Origin of the sequence: Rothia sp. HMSC062H08 (genome assembly GCF_001810775.1) — a bacterium.
GTDB lineage: Bacteria > Actinomycetota > Actinomycetes > Actinomycetales > Micrococcaceae > Rothia.
The window spans coordinates 1-25,973 of the sequence record NZ_KV802643.1 but is presented as its reverse complement, the minus strand read 5'-3'; the positions used below and the strand labels follow the sequence as shown (position 1 = coordinate 25,973).

At 56.4% G+C, this 25,973-nt stretch carries 16 protein-coding genes and 1 riboswitch; of the genes, 11 read left to right on the top strand and 5 right to left on the bottom strand.

The features are described from left to right. Positions 1-1,192, bottom strand: a 1,192-nt coding sequence (locus tag HMPREF2765_RS00145) for an ATP-binding cassette domain-containing protein (protein WP_246824901.1), incomplete at its 3' end; no start/stop codon positions are given. Between the two features lie 416 nt (positions 1,193-1,608). Then, positions 1,609-1,725: riboswitch (SAM riboswitch) on the top strand. Between the two features lie 117 nt (positions 1,726-1,842). On the opposite strand from HMPREF2765_RS00145, the gene HMPREF2765_RS00140 reads away from it, so the two are divergent. The 4 genes from HMPREF2765_RS00140 (at position 1,843) to HMPREF2765_RS00125 (ending at position 9,270) form a co-directional block, all read left to right on the top strand. Continuing rightward, positions 1,843-2,748: a methylenetetrahydrofolate reductase gene (locus HMPREF2765_RS00140; protein WP_049358418.1), complete on the top strand. Its 906-nt coding sequence runs from the start codon at positions 1,843-1,845 to the stop codon at positions 2,746-2,748. Between the two features lie 148 nt (positions 2,749-2,896). Next, positions 2,897-5,224 carry a 5-methyltetrahydropteroyltriglutamate--homocysteine S-methyltransferase gene (gene metE / locus HMPREF2765_RS00135; RefSeq protein ID WP_070604006.1) on the top strand — a complete coding sequence of 776 codons (2,328 nt, stop codon included), beginning with the start codon at positions 2,897-2,899 and terminating at the stop codon, positions 5,222-5,224. 516 nt (positions 5,225-5,740) lie between these two features. Then, the gene (locus tag HMPREF2765_RS00130) at positions 5,741-7,180 is read left to right on the top strand and encodes an MFS transporter (protein ID WP_070604005.1); all 1,440 of its coding nucleotides are present in this window, start codon (positions 5,741-5,743) and stop codon (positions 7,178-7,180) included. Between the two features lie 107 nt (positions 7,181-7,287). After that, complete coding sequence (locus HMPREF2765_RS00125) at positions 7,288-9,270, top strand: M13 family metallopeptidase (RefSeq protein ID WP_070604004.1); 1,983 nt, start codon at positions 7,288-7,290, stop codon at positions 9,268-9,270. 119 nt (positions 9,271-9,389) lie between these two features. Here the strand turns inward: HMPREF2765_RS00125 and HMPREF2765_RS00120 are convergent, their stop codons facing one another. The 4 genes from HMPREF2765_RS00120 to HMPREF2765_RS00105 all read right to left on the bottom strand — a co-directional run bounded on the left by HMPREF2765_RS00120 (position 9,390) and on the right by HMPREF2765_RS00105 (position 12,228). Beyond that, positions 9,390-10,127 carry a DUF6318 family protein gene (locus HMPREF2765_RS00120; protein ID WP_049340842.1) on the bottom strand — a complete coding sequence of 246 codons (738 nt, stop codon included), beginning with the start codon at positions 10,125-10,127 and terminating at the stop codon, positions 9,390-9,392. A 103-nt stretch (positions 10,128-10,230) separates the two neighbouring features. Next, complete coding sequence (locus HMPREF2765_RS00115; RefSeq protein ID WP_049327859.1) at positions 10,231-10,953, bottom strand: DUF6318 family protein; 723 nt, start codon at positions 10,951-10,953, stop codon at positions 10,231-10,233. Positions 10,954-11,080: 127 nt separating this feature from the next. Then, positions 11,081-11,320, bottom strand: a complete 240-nt coding sequence (locus tag HMPREF2765_RS00110; protein WP_049340845.1) for a hypothetical protein — start codon at positions 11,318-11,320, stop codon at positions 11,081-11,083. A 248-nt stretch (positions 11,321-11,568) separates the two neighbouring features. After that, positions 11,569-12,228: an ATP pyrophosphatase gene (locus tag HMPREF2765_RS00105; RefSeq protein WP_070604003.1), complete on the bottom strand. Its 660-nt coding sequence runs from the start codon at positions 12,226-12,228 to the stop codon at positions 11,569-11,571. Between the two features lie 363 nt (positions 12,229-12,591). Here HMPREF2765_RS00105 and HMPREF2765_RS00100 point away from each other — a divergent pair, with 363 nt between their 5' ends. The 7 genes from HMPREF2765_RS00100 to HMPREF2765_RS00070 all read left to right on the top strand — a co-directional run bounded on the left by HMPREF2765_RS00100 (position 12,592) and on the right by HMPREF2765_RS00070 (position 25,885). Further along, the gene (locus HMPREF2765_RS00100) at positions 12,592-12,969 is read left to right on the top strand and encodes a hypothetical protein (protein ID WP_060824061.1); all 378 of its coding nucleotides are present in this window, start codon (positions 12,592-12,594) and stop codon (positions 12,967-12,969) included. A 32-nt stretch (positions 12,970-13,001) separates the two neighbouring features. Next, positions 13,002-13,532, top strand: coding sequence for a hypothetical protein (locus HMPREF2765_RS00095; RefSeq protein ID WP_070604002.1), 531 nt, complete (start codon positions 13,002-13,004; stop codon positions 13,530-13,532). A 27-nt stretch (positions 13,533-13,559) separates the two neighbouring features. Beyond that, entirely contained in the window at positions 13,560-14,462 is a 903-nt protein-coding gene (locus HMPREF2765_RS00090) for a hypothetical protein (RefSeq protein ID WP_070604001.1), read from the top strand. Positions 14,463-14,787: 325 nt separating this feature from the next. Continuing rightward, a complete protein-coding gene (locus tag HMPREF2765_RS00085; RefSeq protein WP_070604000.1) occupies positions 14,788-17,811 on the top strand; it encodes a chitinase in 3,024 nt (1,007 codons plus the stop codon). Between the two features lie 149 nt (positions 17,812-17,960). Then, on the top strand, positions 17,961-19,238 hold the full coding sequence (locus HMPREF2765_RS00080) for a type 1 periplasmic-binding domain-containing protein (RefSeq protein ID WP_239662215.1): 1,278 nt from the start codon (positions 17,961-17,963) through the stop codon (positions 19,236-19,238). A gap of 116 nt (positions 19,239-19,354) precedes the next feature. After that, positions 19,355-23,743, top strand: a complete 4,389-nt coding sequence (locus HMPREF2765_RS00075; RefSeq protein ID WP_070603999.1) for an FtsK/SpoIIIE domain-containing protein — start codon at positions 19,355-19,357, stop codon at positions 23,741-23,743. 117 nt (positions 23,744-23,860) lie between these two features. Next, positions 23,861-25,885, top strand: coding sequence for a serine/threonine-protein kinase (locus HMPREF2765_RS00070; protein WP_070603998.1), 2,025 nt, complete (start codon positions 23,861-23,863; stop codon positions 25,883-25,885). Positions 25,886-25,973 lie beyond the last annotated feature (88 nt).

The window sequence follows — 25,973 nt, the reverse complement described above, 5'->3', positions numbered from 1 at the left end:
CTTGACTCACCAAACCAACATTTGCCAACATGTTGTATTTACTCTCAGAAGAAGCACCCTTATACGTTATGCTCCCCTGGGCAATTGGTGTAATTCCAAGAATTGCATTTATTAGCGTTGTTTTTCCCGCGCCCGAGGCACCAACTACTGCAATCATTTGATTATTCATCAGCTCAAGATTAATATCTTTAAGCGCAAAAGACGACGAGCCCTCATACTGAACGGATACATCTTTGCATATAATTTTTGAAATATTTTCATGGTTAGGGTTAGAAGTTTTTATCTCAGAAACATGGTCGTAAGTATCAGAGTCGCATACCCTTCGGAATTGCTGAACAGATAATGCTCCATTAATAATCTGACCAAATGAATATCCCACCTCTTGGGTCGCATCAACACAGGCAATGATTCCAATCAGCGATCCGGCCACATACGATATATTGGCGCCTGAATCCACAAGGAAGTACAGGGACGCAAAAAGTAAGACAGAGCAGAGTAGCCCTGCAACTATGGAGATGATTCCTCTAACACTTTCAAGGCTCAATTCCCTACCGGCCGCCCGGCGTCGCCAGGACGCTACACGTTGCGAGAAAAATCGGGAGGCTCTCATGAGGTGAAGTTCTTGGGCTCGACTCTGAGCCATCAGATTGTCTAGATAGTAGTTCTCTGCCCGATAATCCTCGTACATTAGGGTGTAGATAGCGTAATCACGTTTAGCGAGAATCACCATTGCAATAGATAGGGGTAGTGAACACAGTGCCGCAAAAATTGCTGCCACAATGCTGACGTTCGCGATATTAAGACAGAGAAGTAACACCATTGCGAAGGCACTCACCAGTGTCATAACTGACATGGTGTGAACCTGCAATTCCTGTTTCGATATTGCCTCTCTAGCAGCACGTATATCTTCCTGTGATTTTGTGCTACCTATATCAGATAACGGAAATGTAGATAACCTGTTATTTAACATGCAGTGAACCCGATAATTCACCTTTGATTTGAGGATGAGCATGTTACTTATGACCCAGCGTTTAGCAATGATATTAATTCCAACGACAAGGGCAAGAGCAACAATATAAATCCATGCTGTGCCACCATTTGAACCGCTCAAGGCTGATACTGTATTACCGATCAGCAGGGACTGGCTCAGGGGAATGCAGGCTATGACGGCTAGCGATAGGGCGACGCTCACTAGGGTCCCAGGACAGGTTTTCCAGGCTAGGCGGAAGGACCAGAGTATAGAAGAAAATAGCTTTTTCATTCTCACCACGCTCACAAAGTCGTATTGAACTCATCTTTGAGCCCTACAACTCCTCGATGAGCAGTTAATGAAGCACGGCTGTACTTTGCTAACTAACTCTACTCTTCAATGAAATATAAAACACACATATTCGTGCGTGTCCAAGAATATTAAGCAGGCGTATCTGTGATATTTTCAGGCATCCAGGGGTCAGCCGACAGCTCTACCCGCAACGCCCCCAGCACCCTTCGTCATAGTCAGTCATATTAAGTTCATATTTCGCCCCCGATGTCATGTCCAGAAATATTAGGACATCAACCGCCGCATCCCTTGCGCCCCCTCGGAGGCAGTGGGTAGAGTGAAAGCGTTATCTATCAAGAGCGACCGAGAGATCTGGCTCGTCGACGTCGCAGCAACCTCGCCAGTATCCCCCACCGTCACGGTGCAGGGTACGGACAAGGTGCTCCCGCCAGAACCGATAGAGAAGAATACCCTTCGGCACCCCTTGATGATGCGCACCCGTAAACCGGTGGCGCGCATCCTGCAGAAGAATTCGCGCACCCTCCCGGTGCGTATCTATCGGGTGAACACGAAGGATGGTTATGACGACAGTTCACCCGGCTCTTTCTTTTGAGCTGTTCCCTCCGCGCTCACACGCGAGCTGTGAGTCGCTGATTCGCACCATTGCGGAGCTTGAGGGTACCAACCCCGACTACGTTTCGGTCACCTACTCCGGTGACGCGAAGCGCCGTCAGAAGACGCTGGCGCTGCTCGACCACCTGGTGCATGAAACCTCCCTCACCCCGCTGGCTCACCTGATTTGTGCGGGCCACTCGGTGCACGAGCTGGAGCGTGCAGTCCGTCTGATTCTGGGTCTGGGCGTGCGCGGCTTCCTGGCGCTACGCGGTGACGTGCAGGAGGGTCAGGTTTCTGAACTTCCTTTCGCCCGCTACCTGGTGGAGCTGATTCGCCGTGTTGAGCGTGAAGATTTCGCCCACCTGGCGGCTGGCAAGGTGTCCATCGGTGTGGCGGCGTACCCGCAGAAGCACCCGGAGTCCGCATCCCTGCTGCAGGATATTGAGATTCTGCTGTCGAAGCAGCGCGCCGGCGCGGATTTCGCTATCACCCAGGTGTTCTTCGAGGATGAGCGCTACAGTGCCCTGGTCGATTCGGCTCGCCTGGCGGGTGTGGATATTCCGATTATTCCGGGCATCATGCCGGTGACCTCCCTGAAGCGCCTGCGGAACCTCTGCCAGATGGCGGGCATGTCGGTTCCGGCGGACCTCGCGTACGCCCTGGAGACGGCAACCAGCAGCGCAGAGCTGCACCGCATCGGCGTGGACTACGCGCTGAACCAGTGCCGCACCGTGATGGATGCGGGCGCACCGGGCTTGCACTTCTTCACCTTCAACGAGCATGCCGCGGTGCTGGACGTTCTGGACCAGCTGGACCTGCCCCGATACAGCAACCGTTTCTCCCAGCCCCTGAGCGAGCTGGAATTCGCCTAAACGCGACCTGCTCCACCCGGCGCGGATGCGCCACCCAAGTTTCCCCCAAAGTACCCCGGGAGCGTCCCGCGGATCTCGGCCCCATCGACGGGGCCGGCAGGGCCCGCTGATTCTCCCAGTTCTATCCCCAGTAAAGGAAAAAATTATTATGTCGAACACCGCATTCCCCGCCGCCACCATTGTTGGCTACCCCCGCGTGGGCCGCTTCCGCGAGCTGAAGAAGGCTCAGGAGGCTTTCTGGAAGGGCAAGGCAACCCTGCAGGAGCTGCAGGACACCGCCGCTGACGTGCAGCGCACCTACTTCGAGCGCGTGACCGCCGCCGGCCTGAAGGCTGATAACTACTCGATTCCGGCGACCTTCTCCTACTACGACCAGGTGCTTGACGTGGTTCGCCTGTTCACCCTGGTTCCCGAGCGTCTGGCTGAGGCTAAGGACGCACGCGGTCTGCTGGATCTGCCCGGCTACTTCGCACTGGCGCGCGGTACCGAGACCCTGCCTCCTCTGGAGATGACTAAGTGGTTCGACACCAACTACCACTACCTGGTGCCCGAGATTGGTTCCGGCACCGAGATTAAGCTGAACCTTGAGGCTATTGACGAGCAGCTTGAGGTTGCAAAGCAGGCTGGCGTGAAGGTTCGCCCGCAGATTGTTGGCCCGCTGACCCTGCTGCTGGGCGCTAAGGCTGAGCAGGGTTCCGCTGAGGACTTCGCACCCATCGACCGTCTGGATGAGTTCGTTGCCGCTTACGCTCAGGTGCTGGAGCAGCTGGCTGAGCGCGGTGTTGAGTGGGTTCAGCTGGACGAGCCGGGCCTGACCGTGGACCGTGCCGACAACGCGAAGGTTGCGCAGCTGGCCGAGCGCACCTACCGCGCCCTGGCTGCTGGCGAGAAGCGCCCGCAGATTCTGGTGACCAGCCCCTACGGTTCCCTGCGTGAGAACCTGCCGGCACTGCTGGGTACCGGTATTGAGGCGCTGCACCTTGACCTGGTGCACGGCGTGTACTCGAAGGCTGAGCTGGAGTCCGTTTCTGCCGCTGGTGTGCACCTGGTTGCCGGTGTTGTGAACGGCCGCAACGTGTGGCGTGCCGACGTTCGCGCCGCCCTGAAGACCCTGGAGGCGCTGCCCGGCGCATCCGAGGGTGCCGTGTCTGTGGCTTCCTCAACTTCCCTGCAGCACGTGCCGCACGACCTGGCTCTGGAAGACCCCGCCGAGGTTCCCGTGGACGGCCTGGCGTTCGCTGACCAGAAGGTCGCTGAGATTGCTCTGCTGGCTCGTGGCCTGGCTGAGGGTGAGGCCGCTGTTGAGCCGGAGCTGAAGGCTGCCGATGAGGCGCTGGCTCGCTTCGCCGCTGACCCGCGCAAGCACAACGACGAGATTCGTGCCCGCGCCGCAGCTGTGACTCCCGAGGACTTTGACCGCCCGACTATTGACGTTCGCCGCGCGGCTCAGGCTGACCTGAACCTGCCGAAGCTGCCGACCACCACTATTGGTTCTTTCCCGCAGACCGCTGAGATTCGCCGCCGCCGTGCGGAGGCTCGTGCGGGCAAGATTTCCGCTGAGGAGCTGAACGGCTTCCTGCGTGACGAGATCGCCTCGGTCATCGCGCTGCAGGAGGAGCTGGGCCTGGACGTTCTGGTTCACGGTGAGGCTGAGCGTAACGACATGGTTCAGTACTTCGCTGAGAACTTCGACGGTTTCGCAACCACCCGCCACGGCTGGGTTCAGTCCTACGGTTCGCGTTGCACCCGCCCCTCGATCCTGTTCGGTGACGTGAAGCGTCACGGTGAGGGCCTGCGCGGTGAGGCGTTCACCGTTCCGTGGAGCTCCCACGCACAGTCGCTGAGCGACAAGCCGGTCAAGGGCATGCTCACCGGCCCGGTGACGATTCTGGCCTGGTCCTTCGTGCGTGACGACCAGCCGCGCCGCGAGACCGCTAACCAGGTGGCTCTGGCTCTTGCCGACGAGATTGCCGACCTGGAGCAGGCGGGCATCCGCATCATTCAGGTGGACGAGCCGGCTCTGCGCGAGCTGCTGCCCCTGCGCCGCGATGAGCAGCCGCAGTACCTGGACTGGTCGGTGAACTCCTTCCGCCTGGCAACCAGCGCGGTGAAGGATTCCACCCAGATTCACACCCACCTGTGCTACTCGGAGTTCAACGAGATTATCGACTCGATTAACGCTCTGAACGCTGACGTGACCAGCATTGAGGCGGCTCGTTCGCACATGGAGCTGCTGGCTGATATTCCGGAGAGCTTCGTTTCCGGTCTGGGCCCGGGCGTGTGGGACATCCACTCCCCGCGTGTTCCTTCTCAGGATGAGATTGAGTCCCTGCTGAAGGCTGCGATTGGTTACGGCACCATTGCTGACCTGTGGGTGAACCCTGACTGTGGTCTGAAGACTCGTGATTACGAGGAGACCAAGCAGTCTCTGCGTCACCTGGTGGACGCCACCAAGGCGATTCGCGCATCCCTCTAGGAGGCGCCTATTGGTTCCGCTGCCTGCTGCGGGTTGACCGGATGATGGTTTGCTCGCGGTAACCTGCGGCAGGTGGCGGCTGTTCGGCTTCGTGCCGGTATGCGTACCGACTGTATGCCGAGCTTTTGGGGATAGATAACAGGCCCGCCCGTACGGTTTTTCTTCTGCACCGTGCGGGCGGGTTTTCTGTGCTGTTTTTGGGCACCGATTTTGTGGTGTTCAAGTGGTTTTCTTTTTGAACTTAGGGTATAAATTACTCTAAATTTAAGTGTGGTCTGACCAAAACACATACTTACTCAACAAGGAAAGTATTTATATTCACTGTAGCACTTGTGGCACTGTTGCCCAGTAGACAGATATACATCACACAGATTTAGCACTTCCCTGTAATTCCAGGGTAAAAACAGTATTAATAGAATAATCACTCTGAATATCTGTTCACCATAGTGAACATTCTACTGAAAACTTTTCCAGCAGATTAGCATTTTTATAAGCCGCCGTTTTTAGAATTCCAGCATGACTACTACCACTTCATCAAAGAAGAAGAAGGGTTCTACACCCCGCTGGCTCGCTATTCCGGCACCCAAGCCCCAGCTCAGCGAAGCAGAAGTTAATGCGAAGTACCCGCGCATGCGCCTACAGGTCTTCATGGGTATCTTCATCGGTTACGCAACCTTCTACCTGATTCGTAACAACGTCCCGCTGGTCACCCCGATTCTGACCAAGGAACTTGGCTTCAGCAACGCAGCAATTGGTGCACTGTCCACGGCACTGCTGCTGGCTTACGGCTTCAGCAAGTTCTTCACCGCAATGATTTCTGACCGCTCGAACGCGCGTTTGTTCCTGCCCATCGGTCTGGTGCTCTCGGGTGTTGCAAACATCCTGCTGGCGCTGACCGGTTACATGGGTGAAGGCGCGGGTGCGACGGGCTACGCTGCTGCTATCGCCTCCATCATGGCGACCATTATGGTCTTCAACGGCATCTTCCAGGGTATGGGTTGGCCTCCCTCGGGTCGTGTGCTCGTGAACTGGTTCTCCACCAGCGAGCGCGGCACGAAGGTTTCCTGGTGGAACACCGCCCACAACGTTGGTGGTGCGCTGTCCGGTCTGCTGGTTGCATGGGGCTTCTCCATGTTCGGCAAGACCTGGGAAGTTGCCTTCTGGTTCCCGGCTGTTATCAGCTTCGTTCTGGCGTTCGTGGCGTGGCTGCTGATTCGTGACAACCCCGAGGCTGAGGGTCTGCCCACCGTTGACGTGTACCGCAACGACCCGCACAAGGTTGAGTCCACCGCTGAGGATCGTGCGGAGTCCACCTGGACCACCATCCGTAAGCACGTGCTGACCAACTCGACTATGGTGTACCTGGCTCTGGCAAACGTGTTCGTGTACACCCTGCGTTACGGCGTGCTGGTGTGGGCGCCGAAGTACCTACACGATGTGCGCCACGCTTCCCTTGAGGGTGGTATTGCGGGCTTCTCGATTCTGGAGCTTGCCGGTATTGGCGGCACCGTCCTGTGCGGTTACGTTTCTGACCGCATGTTCAAGGGTCGCCGCTCCCCCGCGGGTATCCTGTTCCTGATTGCGACCGTTGGCGCGATTCTGCTGTACTGGCTGCCTTCTTCGGATGCGCCGCTGTGGATTGCGTACGTTGCGTTGGCTCTGATTGGTGGCCTGATTTACGGCCCGGTTATGCTGATTGGTCTGCAGGCTATTGACCTGTCTCCCTCGCACGTTGCGGGTACCGCTGCGGGCTTCACCGGCCTGTTCGGTTACGCGCTGGGTGCGACCCTGGCTTCTGCTGGTATCGGCATCATTGTTGATCACTGGGGTTGGAGCACCGCGTTCGTCTTCATGATTGTGTGCTCGGGTCTGGCGGTTCTGTTCCTCTGGCTGGTTAACGGTGCTGAGAAGCGTCTGATGGCTGAGCGTGCAGAGAAGCTGGCGGCTCAGGCATAATTGCCCCATCTTTCGTGTAGGGAAGCCACACGTTTGCTGGTGAGTCACCATATGATGGCTTGTCGGTAATCGTGTGGCTTCTTACGTTAAGAACCTAGAATGGAACCATGACTACTAACTCTGGAATCACTAAAGAATGGGTGGATGAAACCGTCAAGCCGGGCGACGATTTCTTCCGCCACGTCAACGGTAAGTGGCTGGCAACCCACGAAATCCCGGCGGACCGCCCCAAGGACGGCGGCCTGTACACCCTCCGCGATAACGCAGAGAAGCACGTGCGTGAGCTGGTGGAGAAGATCGCGAAGGAGCAGCCGGAGTCCCGTATTGGCGCGCTGTACAACTCCTTCATGGATGTTGAGAAGATTGAGGCGGACGGCCTGGAGCCGCTGCTGAAGGAAATCGCCCCGATTCTGAACTCGGCAACCCCCTCCCACCTGGCTGTGACCCTGGCGCTGCTGTCTCGTGCGGGTCTGCCGCAGCTGTTCGCCTGGTACACCAGCAACGACCCGAAGGACCCGAAGAATTACACGTTCTTCCTGTACCAGTCGGGTCTGGGTCTGCCGGATGAATCCTACTACCGTGAAGAGAAGCACGAGGCTGCATGCGCGGCGTACGTTGAGCATATTGCCCGCATGTTTGAGCTGACCGGTCTGGCTGAGGGCTTCGGCCTGACCCCGGAGCAGGCGGCTCAGCTGGTGTTCACTCACGAGTCTGAGCTGGCTCGCCTGCACTGGAACGTCGTGGAGAATCGCGACGCTGAGGCGACCTACAACCCGTACCAGGCGACCGAGCTGGACGAGAAGTTCCCCGGCTTCCCGTTCTCGCAGTGGCTGCTGGCTCTTGGCGCCGACCCGGAGACCCTGGGTCAGGTTATTGTGGCTCAGCCGTCCTTCTTTGAGGGTGCGGCTAAGCTGTTCACCTCCATCCCGCTGATGAGCTGGAAGCTGTGGGCTGTGTGGACTGTTCTGCGTTCGCGTGCGCCGTTCATGTACGACGAGCTGGTTCAGGAAAGCTTCAACTTCTACGGCAAGACCCTTTCCGGTACCCAGCAGATTCGTGAGCGCTGGAAGCGCGGCGTGGGTGCTGTCGAGAAGGCTCTGGGTGAGGAGATTGGCCAGGAGTACGTGGCTGTGCACTTCCCGCCTTCGCACAAGGAGAAGATGCTGGTTCTGGTCGGCAACCTCCTGGAGGCGTACCGCGAGTCTATTGAGTCGCTGGACTGGATGACTGAGGCAACCCGCCAGAAGGCGCTGGAGAAGCTGTCGAAGTTCGTCACCAAGATTGGTTACCCCGATAAGTGGCGTGACTTCTCCGCACTGGAGCTGGCGCCCGGTGACCTGTTCGAGAACCTGCGCCGTACCGGTGCGTTTGATGCTGATTGGCTGATTGCCCGTAAGGGTCAGCCGGTGGATAAGTCGGAGTGGCTGATGACTCCGCAGACCGTGAACGCGTACTACATGCCGCCGGCGAATGAGATTGTGTTCCCGGCAGCGATTCTGCAGCCGCCGTACTTCAACCCGGATGCTGACGATGCGGCGAACTACGGCAATATCGGCATGATTATTGGCCACGAGATTGGTCACGGTTTTGACGATCAGGGTTCCCGCTATGACGGTGACGGCAAGCTGGAGAGCTGGTGGACTGAGGAGGATTACGCGAAGTTCAAGGAGCGCACCTCCGCGCTGGTGGAGCAGTACAACGCGTACGTTCCGGTGGGTCTGGACCCGAAGTTCCACGTGAACGGTGAGCTGACTCTGGGCGAGAACATTGGCGACCTGGCTGGCATGTCTATTGCGTTGAAGGCGTACCGTCTGGCTTTGAAGAAGCAGGGCATTGAGTCGCTGGCTGACGCGCCGGTGATTGACGGTATGACCGGTATTCAGCGTTTCTTCTTCTCGAATGCTCGCGGCTGGTGCACGAAGTCCCGCCCGCAGCATGCTGAGGTGATGATTTCGGTGGATCCGCATTCGCCGGATGAGTTCCGCGTGAACGGTGTGGTGCGCAATATTGATGAGTTCTATGAGGCGTTTGGTGTCTCTGAGGGCGATGCACTGTACCTGGCTCCGGAGGAGCGCGTGCGCATCTGGTAGCATACCGATAAGGGTATATGCTTTATTGCGCATATAAGAAAGGCGCCCGCCTCGTGGGTTTATTCCACGGGGCGGGCGCCTTTTAGGTGTAGAAGCTATGCGCTTCTAGGCTGAAGCTTTTAGGAAGCAGAAGCCGATGCAGTGGCACTAGAAGTAGCAACCGGATTCACTGTAAGCTTCCAGTCGCCATTCTCATAAACTCCACGAATGATGGCATCTCCAGTAATTTTGCGGTATTCCTTGGGAGACTCCATCACTTTCCCCTTGTATACAGCAAACTCACCGTTCTCCAAAACCATCTTTACATTCCAGATATAGCTATCACCATCGCGGGTCGGTTGAGGCGTATTCATAGCGACAGTAACAGTTTGTTCTTGGCGCCAGACCTCCCCCTTTTGCAAAGCATCATCGAAGCTACCAGGCGTGGGTTCAAGGGTGGTCTTCAATTCTGAAATATCAATACCGCTTTCACGCAAAGGTTCAGTCTTTCCGGTACGCCCATAATATTCAGAAGCGGCGCCAAAGAATGCAATGGACTGGTAGAAGCCTTCCACGCTGTTCTCGTTAGCAACAGCGGGCTTCACAGGTACAGGAACATTCTTGGGCGGCTCGGTACGGGTACCTTCCTTATAACCTGCAGGCTTGGAAGTGTAGCCGTCCAGGACCGCAACGCCGGAGTAGTCGCTACGAACGCTCTTAGATGCGGAAGCAGATGCGCTACCGGATGCATTGCTGGATGCCCTCTCGGATGCGTTGCCGCTGGTTGCTTGCGGCTGAGCGCCGCACGCTGCCAGGAGGGTTGCGCCACCGGCGGCTACAACCATGCCGAGGGCAGATCGGCGGGTTACGTTCTTCATTGGTTCTCTCTATCTACGGTGGTGGCGCCCGCCTCGTGGTTTTTCAGCCACGGGGCGGGCGCCTCTCTGTTTTTAGAAGCTATACGCTTCTAGACTGATGCTTTTAGGAAGCAGAAGCCGATGCAGAAGCCTCAGATTCAGACTTCATGCCAGTCAGCTTCCACGCACCGTTCTCGTAAACACCGCGCAGGGTACGCTCGTTGACGTTCTCACGACCGCTTTCGGGGACCTCCAGAACCTTATCCTTAGATGCCATGAATTCGCCGCGGGTAAGGGTGAAGCGAGCATTCCAGGTGTATGCCTTACCATCGCGGGTGGGCTGTGCGGAGAGCAGGGTGATGGTGACGGTCGGGTCGTGCATCCAGACTTCGCCCTTGACCAGCTTTTCGCCGAGGGTGCCGTCTTCCGGCTCGAGCATTGACTTGAGTTCGCTCTTGTCCATAGCGCTTTCACGCAGGGGCTCGGTCTTACCGGTACGCATGTAGTATTCCATGGCTGCGCCGAAGAACGCGATGGACTGGTACAGGCCCTCCACGCTGTTCTCGTTAGCGACGGCGGGCTTGGTCGGCACGGGCACGTTCTTGGCCGGCTCGGTGCGGGTTGCCAGCTGGTAGTCAGCAGGCTTGGAGGTGTAACCGTCCAGGACAGCAGGACCGGAGTAGTCGGCACGTGCGTTGTTAACTTCGGCGTCCGAGGTAGAAGCGCTACCGGATGCAGATGCAGAGCCGCTGGATGCCTGAGACTGCGAACCGCATGCAGCCAGGAGGGTTGCGCCACCGGCAGCGACAAACAGGCCGAGGGCGGATCGGCGGGTTACGTTCTTCATTTTTCTCTCTATCTGTGGTGTGTTTTCCGCACCGTGGTGCGGGTGATGCCTGCGGCATCTAACGGGAAGACGGCACTACGTGAGTGTAGTGCCGTCTTCCAGTATATGTTTATTGGGCTTGGTATTTTTAGCCGCCGTAATAGTAGTAGTTGCTGTAGGAGCTACCGTAGTAGTCACTGATGACGATGCGGCCGCGGCGGCCGTAACGGTGCGAGTAGTAGCCGTTGTAGGGGGTGCGGCGCACGGTGGGGCGATAGGTGGTTGCCTGTGCGGGGGTGAACAGTGCGCCGAGGGCGGTTGCTGCGCCTGCGCCTGCTGCGGCGAGTGCTGCGCGGCGGGTGAGGCGTGAGGGCTTCTTGGTGGCCATGATGTGCCTTTCGGGGTCGGTGTTTCTGTGAAGTGACGTGGCGTGTGCACGGCGTGCGGCTGTGCATTAACCATTTCTTATTGTATGCCTCAACGTTAATGTTTTTACGTGCAGAGTGCACCTTCTAGTTGAGGGTTAGATCATGCGAGCTAGTCCACGTTTTTCCGGCAGAAAAATTGCGGAAATATTGGTTGAGAAACACGCCGGGCACGCACTCAATACGGGCTGAAAACAGCCTAAATTGCAGGCTACATGTCTACTTCGGCGAGGCCCGAAATTTCCTTGTCCTTGATGTGCGGGATGGTCGAGTTCCAGTTCATCCACGCCTTGACCTGGGCGACTTCTTCGGGGTTGTTCATGTCTGGCCATCGGTCGTTTTCCATCTTGAATCGGGTCATTGCGAGGAGAGGGTAGCTGCCGAAGACGGGGCAGAATTCTGCGACTAGTTTGCCGGATTTTGTGTAGAAGTGGAGGGAGTCTGCGTGTTCACGGTCGGTGTTGTTGTCGTATGAGACCGTGTCAATCGCGTTGAGCGGGAAGAACACCGTATCGTTGCACGGCTCTCCCCTTTCGATTCCTTCGGGCGAGATTTTAGTGTAGGTACCGGCGGCGTTCCAGAAGAAGAACATGAAAAAGCCGATCATGCCGAGGCCAATAAAGTCGAATGCGAAGTGGAATCCTACGTCTTCCCCTAGGTGAATGACGGAAGCTCCTACCGCAAACAGAAGAATTACTAGGGCGTATAGAACGATTTCGAAGCGGTTTGTTCGGATGACGTATACGGCTTCGGCGCGTAGTTTCTTTTCGCGGCGTCGGTTGAGTTCGTACGTGACGACGATGCGGAGAACCTTGTAAATCAGTATGGAGTCGAGTGCGCCCCATATGAAAATCATGATGGTGTTGACCATGGTCGCTCACCAGCCTTTCTATCTATCGGTGACCAGCAGCCTTCCGGCAACGATGCGGAGGGTGCGGGTTCGTTCTCAGAGTAGCTAACGAAATCGGGTGGGTAAGCAGGAATTCGCGTTATCCGCGGAGTGGTTGCCCAGTCTTCACCGGAGCATCGCGTCGAGTTAACCTTCTGGTCAGATACGGTGCGATAGGCTAAGGATGTGCCCGCCACCTCACCGGGGCGGGCCTGATTCACCAACCGCTACCGCACAAGGACGTACATACTATGAGCACAGCCGAAGTAAGCAGCGAAGCGTAAAAAGGCAACGAAAGCCTAGAAACCTAGCCAGGAAAGCTAACTATCTACAAGAGGCAAACCGATGGAAATTAATTACAAGCGCCGCCAAAGAGTGGCACTCATTATTTCATTCATCATTCTTTGGTACGTGTTCTTTGTTGTCCCTAAAGACTTACGTGATGATAGTGACGGTATCACCGCTACCTGCACCGTAACTAAGGCATATACGAAAGAGCGCGGCGGCACAGTAAGCGGTATGAACGATATTAGACCCAAAGGTATTTTTGAGACAGAAGAATGCGGTACTCTCACGATGTACGTACCTCCGGAAGGTCGCAAGATTCCCGAGTATGTTGAGACCGTCAAGCCTGGCAAAAAATACCTATTCCATGTCGCAAACTCATCTCCTGAAAAGGAACGAGATTTTGAGACGACCCGCTTTGAAGAAATCACAGAGTAACAGCCTGCAGCCCAGAAAGAAGGTGAAAAGCAGTGAAAAAGAACTCCCCGAGGAAAAAGAATGTTTCAAAGAAAAGGAACACCTCGAAGAAAAAGAATTACCCAGAGGCGAATTACATTACCGAAACTGGGGCTATAAAAAAGACCCTCAAAAAGAGATACACCAAGAAAAAGAAGAATAAAGTCGATTTCAAAGAGTATCTTCGCGACATAGCAAAAGATGTATGGGATGCACGTGGCTCCATCATAACCGTAGTAGTCATTCTAGGGTTCTTCGCGTCCTTACATTTTATGACCAACTACAACCCGGGCAATGAATCCGCTATCTGCACTGTTACCTCAGTCGAAATCATTGAGCACGAGGACCCCTACTCAATCTCTGGTGAATTCGAAACGGAAGAGTGCGGAATCATCACATCAAGCAAATCCCCTGATGGTATACCCATCCGCAAATACCTCCAGAACTTTGAAACGGGCAAGAAATATAGGGCGTACAAGTCCTTCGATACCCGCAACGACGAATTCGACTTCAGCGTCCTCCGCTTTGAAGAGATCAAAGAGTAACCCCACCCCCGCAGAAAGGAATCCACCGTGAGCTTTATCGGCGACTTTATCATCGGCTTTTTTGGAGAGGCCCTCGCCTCCTCACCGACCCTGCAGCGAGTATGCCTGTGGATTCTTTTCTCTATATCCGTTCTTCTCACGCTCGTCCCCGTCATGACGGGTGAATACGCGTGGAGCATCCTATCCATCTCGATCATGCTGTTTTCGGTCGTGATGATTGACGGCACGCGTGAGCACGGTGTGCAGGATGCAAAGAACGGCGGCGCGTACCATTACTTTCTGCTGACGGTGGGCACGTTCTGCGTTGCCGCGATTGTTCTGCTCGCTGCTCTCTCCCTGGCGGGTGTCCCGCCGGTTGCCTCCACCCCGCAGGTGGACGGTATCAATTTCGCGCCCTGGTATGTGGTGGTGTCCGCGCTGGTTCTGCTGCTGTTCTTCTACAATGCCGCGCAGCCGAGCGAGGAGATCCCTAACCTGCACCGTATGGAGCGCATCAACCGGTATGTGCGCACCGTGGTGCTGGGTGTGAGCGCCCTGATGGTGCTCTTCTGCCTGGTTATTCCGGTGGTTTCGTTCGCTGCTGCCGGTTATGAGCCTGTGGGTGTTTCAGTGGTGCTGTGCCTGGTGCCGGTTTTCCTGATTTTTGTGCGCCGCGCCCTGTTCAAGCTGTGGGCGGCGACTTTTGAGGAGGGCACTGCCGGGTATGGTGTGTTGCGTGGCTTCTGCGTCACCCTGGTGGGTTTGGGTGGATGTTTGGCGGCGGTCCGTCTTGCCGTGGATGTTGTGCAGTACGGTAGCGGCTTATCGCTGGTGTACGTGGTGCCGGTGATCGCCTCGTACCTGCTGGTGAAGAGGTACCTGACCGTGGGCGTCGCTATCCCCGAGAAGGAAGACGAGGAAGACCCGGAGGCGGAACCTGCAGCCAGCTAAACCGTGGAGCGCCGCGGGCTGAGAGATGACCTCAGCCGCGGGGTTTTTCTATGTCAAACAGAGTTCGGTAAGTGCACTAGGTTGAAACGAAATGAAAAATACCTTTAACTATCACCTCAAGGTTGAATTGAATATCCTGATGAGGCACCGACTAGGAGGAAAAAATATCAACCTTCCCATATTGGACTGATAAAGTGGTACGGGGCTTTTTCTCTTTCCGGCTTTGCCCCTGACCCTTTCCACTCAGGTGGGCACTATACAGTGGCGTTTCAGACTTGTCACTGTTATGTGTCTGCACGGTATATAACTCAACGAAAAGATCATCATGACCAACCACACCACAGCGCGTCAGCGTCTACTCCGCTTCCCTTTGATTTTGGGTGTCACGACGGCACTTATTTTCTCTGCCTGCTCCACGGGCACGAACAATAACAGTGCCCCTTCCGATAAGGGTACTGTTACTTCTCAGAGTCCCCGCCAGGTAGAGAACGCTACCAATGTTCTGCAGAACGTGAATATTCAGATGGGTCGTGATGGCGAGGTTTCGTCGATTGAGTCGACCAACATTTACGTCAATGACAAGGATCGTACGAGCTCCTCGAGCAATGTGCAGTTCAAGCCGAAGGACGTCGTTAATGACCTTCCTGTGCGTGTGAGCCTGCAGTATTCTACTGAGCGCGGTAGCGGCACTAACCTGAATGATTTGAACGGCTACAGCGGCGAAATCACGATTAAGGTTACGGTTGAGAACCTGACGGTGAAGACCGAGGATGTCACCTATGATGCGTCCGGTACTAGCCGTACTAGCCCTGCACCGGTTGGTACTCCGTTCTCTATTGCTGCTTCTACTGTTCTTTCGGGTTCTCCTACTCAGGTTATTACGACCCCTGATGCGGCTGATTCGTCCACGAATGGTGTGGTGAGCACCAATGATGAAGGTAAGGCTGTTGTTCAGTGGGGTGCTATTTCCGCGCCTCCGGTGACTGGTAGTTCCTCTTCTTTTGTGTTGAAGGTCAAGGCGAAGGATTTTAGTGCGCCTACCTTCAACATTTCGGTGCAGCCTGGTTTTGCTTCTGATTTGTCTGGTGCAGGAATCATTACTAACGGTTTCACCTCTCAGGATGCGTCTCAGGTGGCGCTTCTGCAGCGCACTATCGATACCGTCAACGAGGTTAATACGACGCTGACTAGCGCTAGTTCGCAGGTTGCTCAGGTGCGTCAGAGCCTGGATGATACGTCTGCGACTTTGGGTAAGGACACTGCCGAGCATCTGAAGACTCAGAATGAATCGTTGACGAAGACTATGCAGGGTCTGCAGGCGAATATTGAGAGCCTGCAGAAGGATCTTTCTGAGGCTTCGCGGACTAACAATTCTCAGCTGATTTCTCAGCTGGAGCGTACTGTTGCTGCTCTTCACTCGATGTTGGGTGATACGACGGCGCGCCCCAATGTGTCTGTTTCACATAGCGGCGGTCGTTGTGTTGTGCATCGTGAGGAGGGTGCGAGTAGCCGTAGCGTGTACGGTAATTTGGTTCAGCTGTCTGCTGTTCTGAATGCGTATGCGGAGGCAAGTTCGGACTGCCAGCAGGATCTTACGGCTTCGATTCGTGAGATTGTTGGCCCGGAGCACCCGACCGCTGAGACTTGTTCTTCTAACGGTTCGGTGACCTGCGCCCTGTTCGGTGCGTCGGTGACGGTGCAGAGCTCTCTGATTGCACTGGTTGCTACTGGTGAGAAGATTGTGGATCACCTGCAGCCGGAGTATTTGAAGGGTGCGAACAACAACTATTCGGCATTGAAGCGTCAGATGGATGAGCTTGTTGAGCAGGTGGAGAAGGACCCGTCTTCTCTTGATGCTGATGCTGTGCGTTCTTTGAGTGAGAAGGTTAGTGCGGCTCGTCAGAGCGTGAATCAGATGAAGGAAACGTCGAGCCGTCTGATTGAGAGCATCAAGAACGTTCATTCTCGTGCGGCTTCTGCTCGTGCGGAGCTGGTGGACGGTTCCGGTTCTATGAGCGCTCAGAATAAGGAACTGGCGGAGCAGCTTTGTGCTCTGTCTACTGAGCGTGGCGGTTCTCTGTCTGCTGAGCAGGTGGAGCATCTGCGTGGATACCTGACGGCTTCTTCTTGTGGTGGCGCGGCTTCACCGTCTGCTGCACCGTCTTCTGAGGCGCCGTCTGAGGCTCCTAGCCCTGCACCGTCTGAGTCTGCTTCTGTGGCTCCTTCTGAGGAGCCGTCGAAGAAGGTTGAGGCTCCTTCCGCCGCTCCCTCTTCTGAGGCGCCTTCCGCCGAGCCTACTGCCACGGAAGGTAATACTCGCGTCATTACGGTGGAGAACGCGAACGAGCGTACCTACACTTCGAACACCCCGGCAGCACGTACTCCGATGGAGCAGCGTATTGCTGCCGCGGTAGCTGCGTGGGATGAGGTTCTTGCCGCTACTTCGATGGATGACCCCAAGGAGGGCCTGGCTCGCGACGCCAAGGACCTTAACGATGCTGTGAACGCGGTAGATGGTGCCCTGGGCGAGATTGAGAAGACCCTGAACGATGCCGCAAACGCGCAGAACCAGGACGCGGAGAAGAAGGAAGAGCCTACTGAGGAGGCTAAGGTTTCTCTGCGTGATCGTATCCATTCAGCTTCGGATGCTGTCAATGCTTTGGGTAAGAACCTGGAGGATATGACGAACATGCAGGCTGACCTCTCCACCGCTATTAAGGAAGCGTTCAAGGAGTCTGCCAATGAGACTCGCGAGAGCCTGACGAGCATGATTAGCGAGGAGATTCGTAAGGTTTCGAGCGATGGTTCTTCTAGCGCTTCGGCTGCTAAGGAGGCGTTCTCCGCTTCGATTGCTGGCATTACTGATACCGCGAATACTGTGGTTCAGGTGGCTGGTGAGTCTATCGAGGTTCAGCACAAGGATATGAATGATCGTATTGAGGGCCTGCGTCAGTCTCTGGATTCGGTGACTGAGCGTTCTCTGGTTGCTCTGAGCACCCGCGCTGAGAACGCTACCCGAGATTTGGCTGGTGCATCCGTTCAGCTGAATAACGACCTGTCGAAGCTCATGCTCGATTTGGGCGATAGCAACGCTGAGGGCGCTGGCCTCTTGGGCGCGCTCAAGAGCAATAGCGCGAAGGCTGGTGCGGCTGATTACCAGCTTGCTTTGGCGATGCAGAATGCTCAGGGTTACACGAACCTCCGTTCTGAGGACATCGCTGCTCTGCAGAAGCGTCAGGCGCAGTTCAAGGCGTCCCTGCAGCGTCTGCGTTCGCTGCCGACCTTCCACCTGTCGAATGCTGGCAGTGCAGAGGTGAAGACGGTGTACACCTTCCAGATTGGTGATTAGCCGTGGGGTTTTCCCCTCATTTGGGCTCTGATTCAGGTCCTCACCGCCGCGAGGGCAGGCGGCTCACTCAGCGCACCGTGGTGTGGTGTGTCAGTCTGTGTGTGCTGTTTAGCCTTGCGGTGGTGGGGATCTGGTATGGCGTGCGCGCTGTGACTCCTCAGCCTTTGCCGCTTGGCACGGGTACGAACCCTGCGTCTGCGGTGACGGTTCAGCAGGCTATTTCTCTTCCTGCGTCTGGTCGTGAGCCTGTTATTGGTGTTGTTACTACTTTTGGTGATGATGCTGAGGGGTCTGCGTGGCGTCTGAATGCTCAGGGTGCTCGTGTTGCGCAGTACCGTCTGGCTTTGGGTAAGTCTTCTGTGAAGGTTCTTTATGCGAACGATAAGGGAACGGAGCAGGGTGCCCGTGAGGCGGTAGAGAAGCTCTCTTCTGAGGGTGCTCTGGGTATTGTGCTTGCTTCTCGGGGTGAGCATCTTCGGGGTGCTACGGCTGCCGCTAAGGAACGCAATGTTGCGGTGATTGAGGCGTATGACCGGGTAGATGCTGGCGATGGGGTATGGAGTTTTGCTCTGGACCCTGAGCAGGAGAAGCAGGTCTATACGACTGCTATTCGTTCGCTCGCCGGTGCATCCAGCACGGGTTCTTCGCAACAGCTTAATGGTGTGCGCACCATCCTGCTGGATGCGGGTGAGGGCTCTGCACCGGACCTTCCCTATACGAATCGCGTTCAGGTTTCTGCTGATGAAGACAGTATGAAAGACATTCTCAAGGAGCTGACGCGCCTTCTGGGGGACAAGTCTTCGGGCTCTTCTCCTGTTCTGGTTTTGACGGGTTCGGCGTCGACTCAGGCAAAGGTTCTTCGTTCTCTTCAGAGGGCGGGTATTACTTCTCCGGTGATTGCGGGTGAGGAAGCTTTGACGGAGCCTTTTATACGTCTTCTTCTGGAGAACGGTGGTTCCTTGACTGACAATATTCGCATTGTGGGGCGTGTGCAGGCACGTGCTGCGGCGTTGAGTGCTGATGATGCCGGTCGCGCTTCTTCGGCATTTGTGTCAACGGTTGAGCGTATGAAGAATGATTCTTCGCTCAAGGATTTGTCAGGCGAACAGTCGTTCTCGAAATCGGCAGTGTGGGCGGATGCTCCCTCCCATAACGCGCTTTTGGCTTTTGCGTATGCCACGAGCCAGGTTCGTGAATACACTCCTGAGGCGGTTCGACGGGTTCTAGGAACCCTTCGTTTGGACGCTAAAGATTCTACGGTCGCGTATCCGTTGGATTTTTCGTCTTCTTACGCCGCTGGAGGGCAGGTGGGTCTTCTTTACCCGACCGCGGAAGCTTCGATGATTCAGGGCGGGTCTTCCTCGACGGATGCGGTGAATCCGCCGGTGTGGATGCTTCGCACGTTCACCTCAGAATCTCGCGACTAGCCTTTCCACACGGAGCCTACTGTACAGAGCCAGCCCATCACACCCCGGCTTTCGGGTATTACTTCTAGTCCGTCCACCAGCGGGGCTCACGATTTATCTATTTTGGAGAACACCTTATGCGCTTTTTCCTTGAACTTGAAGAGCATAACGGGAGCTATGAACTAGACTCCTGGCAGCCTGAGACGACCATCGCTGATCTCATCCAGGCGACCGGTGGCCCCTCCCTGCCCGCCGACGAGCCGCTGTACTGCGATAACCGCCCGGTGACGGCATCCTCCACCCTGGCGGAGGTCAAGCCGATGGAGGGTATGCGCATCTCTAGAGCACCGCTCTCCTACCCTTCCCTGGTGCAGGGCTGGAGCGTCTGCTTGAGCGGCGGTTCGACGGTTACCCTGCCGCACCCTATCCCTTCTTCGCGTCCTCTGGTGGCGGGTCGTTCCCCGTACGCCGACATTGTGCTGCCCACGGCGAGCGCCTCGTGGGAGCATCTGCACCTGCAGGTGGTTCATGATGAGTCGACAAACACTCAGAAGGTGCGCATCACTGACCCGGGTTCTACGAACGGTAGTTTTGTGGACGGTCAGAAAATCCCCGAGGAGGGTCTGACTGTTTCTGAGAGCACCACCATCCATGTTGGTGATTGTGTGCTGACTCTGCAGCCTGCTCCTCAGGAGAAGGCTGCGCCTCGCCCCGGTAGCGCCCCGAATGTGAGCGCGTCGGGTACTGCGCCGTTTAACCGTCCGCCGCGTCAGGGTGCGTTGAGCGCCCCGGAGAAGGTGGAGGCGCCTACCCGCAAGAACGTTTCTGACCCGCCGAAGTTCAATATTGCGATGGCGGTGGGCCCGATTATTATGGCGGCGGCAATGGTCGCCATTATGCAGGAAATTCGTTACGCCCTTTTCGCGATGCTCAGCCCCATTCTGAGTATTGGCATGTGGGTGGAACAGAAACGTCGTCATGCTAAGGATAAGGTGAAGGAGCGTGTGCGTTTTGAGCAGGAAATGGAGAAGTTCAAGGAACGTATCGCTCTGAGTAACCGTGAGGAAATCGAGCGTCTTCACGACCTTGCCCCGGCACCGGATGCCGTTCAGCTGCGGGCGCTTCTTCCTGCAATGACGCTGTGGCGCCGCCGGAGCACCAGCCCTGACCTGTTGACTTTCCATGTGGGTACTGGGCATATTCATTGGGCTCCTGAGCTGACGAAGCCGAGCAATCCTGAGCCTGAGGTTCAGCATATTCTTGAGCACAATACCCTGTGGGATGCCCCGCTGGTTGCTGACCTGCGTGAGGGCGGCGCTATCGGTATTGTGGGTCCGCGTGAGCAGTCTCTTGCCCTGGCGCGTAGCCTGGTGCTGCAGGCGGCGACCCACACGGGTCCTGCTGATATGACGATTGCGGTCTGCGCTGATTCGGCGCGCTCGCAGGACTGGGTGTGGACGTCGTGGCTTCCGCACATGCATATGGCGCAGAACCAGCAGATGCGTTGGTTTGCTTCTGGTAAGGAGCAGTCGGATCAGATGCTGCGCTCTCTTTACAACGACATTGAGTCTCTTCCGACCCGTGGCCTGTGCGTGGTCGTTGATTCGGATACCCTCACCGAGGGCCGTGAGTCGCCGGCACGCGACCTTTTGGCGTACGGCGATGAAGTGCGTCTGATGGCGAATAAGACTGCTACTGCGGGTGCTCGCCGTGTTGCCGGTATTGTGTTGGCTTCTTCTGTTGATCGTCTTCCTGCGTCGTGTACTTCGGTCGTGGAGATTGGTGAGGAGGCTTCTATGACCTATTCGGAGCCTCGCCGCCGTTACACGGTCACTGACGGTGTGCTCGCCGGTGTGAGCGCTGAGGATGCTCTTCATGTGGCGCGTACTTTGGCGCACCATGAGGACCCTGAGCGTCTGCTTCTGGGTGGCGGTTTGCCGCAGCTGGTGAAGCTACCTGAGCTGGTTGGTTTGCCGACACCTCCGGGTGCTGAGGATATTGAGGCGTTTTGGTCGCAGGCTAATGGTTTCAGTACTGAGATTGGTGTGGGCGACTCTGGCGCGTTCACGCTGGATTTGGTGAAGGATGGTCCTCACGGTCTGGTGGGTGGTACCACTGGTTCGGGTAAGAGTGAGTTTTTGCGTTCGTTGGTGGCGGGTTTGGCTGCTCACCATGATCCGAGCCGTTTGAACTTTATTCTGGTTGACTTTAAGGGTGGTGCGGCGTTTAAGACGTGTGAGCGTCTGCCGCATACGATTGGTACTTTGAGTAACTTGGATGCTCAGTTGGCTCACCGCGCTATTGAGTCGTTGGAGGCGGAGATGGACCGTCGTCAGCGCCTGTTTGCGGCTGCTGGCGAGGGTGTGGACAACATTAAGGATTATTTGGCGACGAACCCGCCGGAGCCGATGCCTCGCCTGCTGCTGGTGATTGACGAGTTTGCGATGCTGGCGAAGGACTTCCCTGATGTCCTGTCGTCGCTGGTGAGCATTGGTGCGGTGGGTCGTACCCTGGGTGTGCACATGATTTTGGCGACTCAGCGTCCTGCCGGTGTGGTGAATGATGACATTCTGGCGAATACGAATTTGCGTGTGGCGTTGCGTGTGCAGAGCCGTGAGGATTCTTCGAACGTGATTGGTGTTCCGGATGCTTCGGAGATTTCGCGTTCGCAGATGGGTCGCGCCTATGTGAAGCTGGGCCAGAATGATATTTCGCCGGTGCAGACTGCCCTGGTGACGGGTCAGAGTGGCACTGAGGTGGTGACTTCTCTGGAGGTTCGCGCGACCGATAGTATCGGTATTCCTCGTTCAGAGCGTGCGCGCCCGAAGGTGTCGTCGAGTGATGCGAATGACCTGGATTTGCTGATTGATGCTGTTGTGGCGGCGCACGCGGCTCGTGGTGCGGTTGCTCCTCGTAAGGTGTGGCCTGAGCCGTTGGGTTCGTATGTTGATTTGGCTGATTTTGGTGTGCGTGGCTTCCCCGATCCGGATCTTCCCACTGTGGGTGGTGTCCGGGACGGTGTTCTGATGTGTACTTTGGGTGATGAGCCTGAGCTGCAGCGTCAGGTGCCTATGGGCTGGAATATTGAGATGAGCAACCTGCTGTTGGTGGGTGTTGCTGGTAGTGGTACGACTACGACGATTCAGTCTGTGGTGTTGGGTTTGGCTCAGCATTATTCGCCGGAGGACATTGATATTGTTCTGGTGGATATGGGCGCTGATGGCTTGTTGCCGTTGGGTTCTTTGCCGCATGTTGTTTCTGCTGTGGGTACCGGTCAGGGCGCTAGGGAACGTCAGGCTCGTTTCTTGCGTTTTGTGAAGTCGGAGCTTGATGCTCGCCGTGCTGATGCGTCACGCCGTAAGCCTCTTTTCATTGTTTTGGATGGTTTTGCGACACTGCGTGATGAGTTCTCTGATGCGGTAAGCATGGACTTGTTGGCGAATTTCTACCGAGTGTATGCGGATGGTCCTGCTGTTGGTATTCACTGCGTGGTGTCGACGAGCCGCGCGAAGAATATTCCCTCGCAGATTCTTGATGCTTCGTTGCAGACGTGGTTCTTCCAGCTGAGCGATGTCCACGATTATTCCTCGCATGGTATTCGCGGCACGAATGTTCCGGCTGCGGTTCCCGGCCGTTGTGTTGACCCGAAGCGTCTGCGTCAGATGCAGGTGGCTACTCCCGCTGTTGGCGTGGAGGAGGCTGTCTCTATGGTTCGTGAGCGCTTCCCGCAGGCTCCTGCTAAGCGTGATGTGATTGGTCAGCTGCCGACGTGGGTTTCGTGGGAGAGCATGCCTGCCGCCGAGTTTTCTCCGAGCCTGTGGCGTATCCCTGTGGGTATTGCGGAGGCTACGTTGGAGGCGTGCGCTTTCGAGCTGTATGAGGGTGAGCACGCCATGGTTGCGGGTAATCCGCGTTCGGGTAAGTCTTCTCTGCTGGTTGCGTTTGCTCGTCTGGTTTCTCGGGCGAAGGCTGCGGCGGAGCAGGCGGTGTCTGCCGCGTTGGCGTCTGGTGACGCTATCGCAGCGGAGAACGCACGTATGGATGCCGCTGAGGTTCCGGAGGTTTGGGCTGTCTTTGACCAGCGTTCCGGTCTGGTGAATGCGCCGGAGGGCGTTTTTGACCGGGTGTTTGAGAGCAAGAATGCTTCTGCTCAGGTGCAGGCGGCTTTGCAGGATGCCGCGGGCCCGGTGCTGTTGCTGATTGATGATGGTGACCGTGTGGATGACCCGATGAACGTTTTTGATGCGATTGTGAAGGGTGACTTCCCGGACGTCCACATTATTGCTACGGGTAAGCCGACTGATTTGCGTCCTTTGTATAGCCATTGGACGAAGGCTATTCGCAAGTTCCGTACTGGTGCTGTGGTTCAGCCGAATGTTGATACGGATATGGACATGTTCGGTTCTATTCCGAGGCGCGCCCCGGTTCAGCTGAGCGTTGGTCGTGGCTACGCGTTCCTTGCCGGGTCGCCGGTTCTGGTGCAGCTGATGAGCCCTGAGGATTCTCAGCACCGTGGCGGGCTGTAGGGCTTGTTCGGCGTGTGGTGAGGTATGGTGTAACTTTACCGACTGTTTTGCTGTAGGGATCGCCCCGTCTGGGGCGTCTTCCTGCGTGTTGTGAAGTTGATGTTAAGGAGTTAGCCCGTGACTGTACCTGCTGGTTCGCCGCAGTACTCCGGCTCGGAGCGCCGTGATGCTCATCCTGCCTCGCAGGCTGCTGGTCAGCCTGCGGGGGGCTTGGTTGCGGGCGCTCCCCTTGGCTCTTCGTATCGTTTGCTGCGCCGGGTGGGTTCTGGTGCGGTCGGTGAGGTGTGGGCTGCTACGATGAGCGGCTCGTGGGCTCTGTATGCGGCGAAGGTTTTGCGTCCGGAGCTTGCGGAGAACCCTGTGGTTCTTGAGTCTTTTGTGCGTGAGCGTTCGGTGTTGTTGGCGTTGTCGCATCCTCATATTGTGCCGTTGACGGACATGGTGGTTGAGGGTGGCGTGTTGGCTCTGGTGATGGAGTTTCAGCATGGCGGTTCGTTGCGTCAGAAGCTGGATTCTGAGGGTCCGTTGCCGGTTCGTTTGGCGTTGAGTCTGATGGTGCAGGTTCTGAATGCGGTGGAGTTTGCTCACCGTCAGGGCGTGATGCATCTGGATATTAAGCCGGAGAATGTTCTGCTGAGCGGTGTTTTGGGGGAGTCTCTGGATCAGCAGGTTCGTGTGGCTGATTTCGGTATTGCTTCTTTTACTGGCTCTGCGGGTTCGGGGGCTTCTCGTTCGTTTTCTGGTACTCCGGGGTATATGGCTCCGGAGCGTTCTGCACACGGTGTGGCCACTCCGGCGGTTGATGTTTATGCGTGCGCGGTGACTCTTCATGAGTTGTTGGTGGCGGTGCGTCCTCTTCCGGCGCGTGGTGGTGCGGTGCAGGTGTCGCCGCAGATTCCGGCTGAGGTTGCTGAGGTGCTTCACGGGATGTTGGCGGAGAACCCGGCTCAGCGTCCTGGTGCGGCTGAGGCTGCCGCTAAGTTGCGTCTTTTGGCTGAAGGTTTCGCTACTGATGTGGTGCTTCCTCGGTGGGTTGAGGTGTCTTCGGGTGCTGTGGGGTACACGCCTACGGTGGTTCATGGTGCTGAGCCTGCTGTTTCTGCGGTGCCGGGGCAGAATGTTACGGAGCTGTATGGTGCGGGCATGCCGTCGCTGGGTCAGGCGCAGAATGAGACGGTTATCCGCGCTCCTTTTGTGGTGGAGCAGCCGGTATATGTGCCTGATGAGGTAGTTGAGGATGAGGAGCCTGCCCGTTCGCCGTTGCGCCGCCCGCTGGTGTGGGGCGCTATCCTGGGTTCTTTGATTCTTGTGGGTGTGCTCGCTTTTGTTGGCTTGAGCGGCGGTAAGGGTTCGTCTAAGACGGCTGAGTCGTGGTCTGCTTCGAGCCGTAGTTCGGCGTCTTTGCCGAGTGGTTTGGGTACCCGTATTGAGGGTACGTATAACCCGCGGGATAAGAGTGCCCGCCTGACGTTTGAGTTTTCCTCGCAGAAGTCGGCTCTTCGGGGCGATATTTTGCAGGTGCTTCCCGGTGTTGAGGGCGGTTCGTGTGCTTCGGTGACGTGGGATGCCGGTCAGGCGTCTTCTGGTGTGTCGAAAAATCAGTCGAGTGTGACTGCGGTGGATGTTCCGTGTTCGTGGAATCTGTCTGGGGTGAGTATCCCAGCTAATGGTGTGGTGCAGGTTCGGGCGAATGTGTCTGCTGAGTTTAAGGATTCGCGTGCTTTTGAGGAGTGGGTGAACCGTATTGATTCTGAGACGTCGAAGGCTATTTCTGATCGGGAGGTTCGTTCGACGGCGTACCCGATTCAGCGTTTGCGGTCGATTGAGTTGCGGGTTCCTTCTCGTGTGGTGAATCAGAGCGTTTTGCCGGTGACTGTGGTTCCGGTGTGGCCCAGTGGTGCGGATGAGTTGAACCCGTTGATGGTTTTGCCGCGTACGGGTGAGTTTTCGACGCTGGTTCAGGCGATTTCTCCGGATGCTCAGATGATTAGTTTTTCGGATGGTTGTTCGGGGCATGTGTTGGTGTCTGAGGATCAGCGGGTGGTGACGGCGCTGTCGGTGACGTCTAAGTGCCGCCTGAATGCGCAGATTGGTAATTTTACGAACCTGTCCAGTAGCGACTTCGCGATTATCACCCGTTAACGGTGGCGCTCTAGGCTAGCTGCCACCGGTATGCAGAAAGCCCCTGGGCTGAGAGGTCATGAACTGCGCCCCGAAACTTGGACGCTAT

Coding starts and splice junctions, on each gene's coding strand:
- HMPREF2765_RS00105 (WP_070604003.1), bottom strand. CDS start 12,228: ATGGTCAACACCATCATGATTTTCATATGGGGCGCACTCGACTCCATA.
- HMPREF2765_RS00125 (WP_070604004.1), top strand. CDS start 7,288: ATGACTACTAACTCTGGAATCACTAAAGAATGGGTGGATGAAACCGTC.
- HMPREF2765_RS00130 (WP_070604005.1), top strand. CDS start 5,741: ATGACTACTACCACTTCATCAAAGAAGAAGAAGGGTTCTACACCCCGC.
- HMPREF2765_RS00100 (WP_060824061.1), top strand. CDS start 12,592: ATGGAAATTAATTACAAGCGCCGCCAAAGAGTGGCACTCATTATTTCA.
- HMPREF2765_RS00120 (WP_049340842.1), bottom strand. CDS start 10,127: ATGAAGAACGTAACCCGCCGATCTGCCCTCGGCATGGTTGTAGCCGCC.
- HMPREF2765_RS00075 (WP_070603999.1), top strand. CDS start 19,355: ATGCGCTTTTTCCTTGAACTTGAAGAGCATAACGGGAGCTATGAACTA.
- metE (WP_070604006.1), top strand. CDS start 2,897: ATGTCGAACACCGCATTCCCCGCCGCCACCATTGTTGGCTACCCCCGC.
- HMPREF2765_RS00115 (WP_049327859.1), bottom strand. CDS start 10,953: ATGAAGAACGTAACCCGCCGATCCGCCCTCGGCCTGTTTGTCGCTGCC.
- HMPREF2765_RS00110 (WP_049340845.1), bottom strand. CDS start 11,320: ATGGCCACCAAGAAGCCCTCACGCCTCACCCGCCGCGCAGCACTCGCC.
- HMPREF2765_RS00085 (WP_070604000.1), top strand. CDS start 14,788: ATGACCAACCACACCACAGCGCGTCAGCGTCTACTCCGCTTCCCTTTG.
- HMPREF2765_RS00140 (WP_049358418.1), top strand. CDS start 1,843: ATGACGACAGTTCACCCGGCTCTTTCTTTTGAGCTGTTCCCTCCGCGC.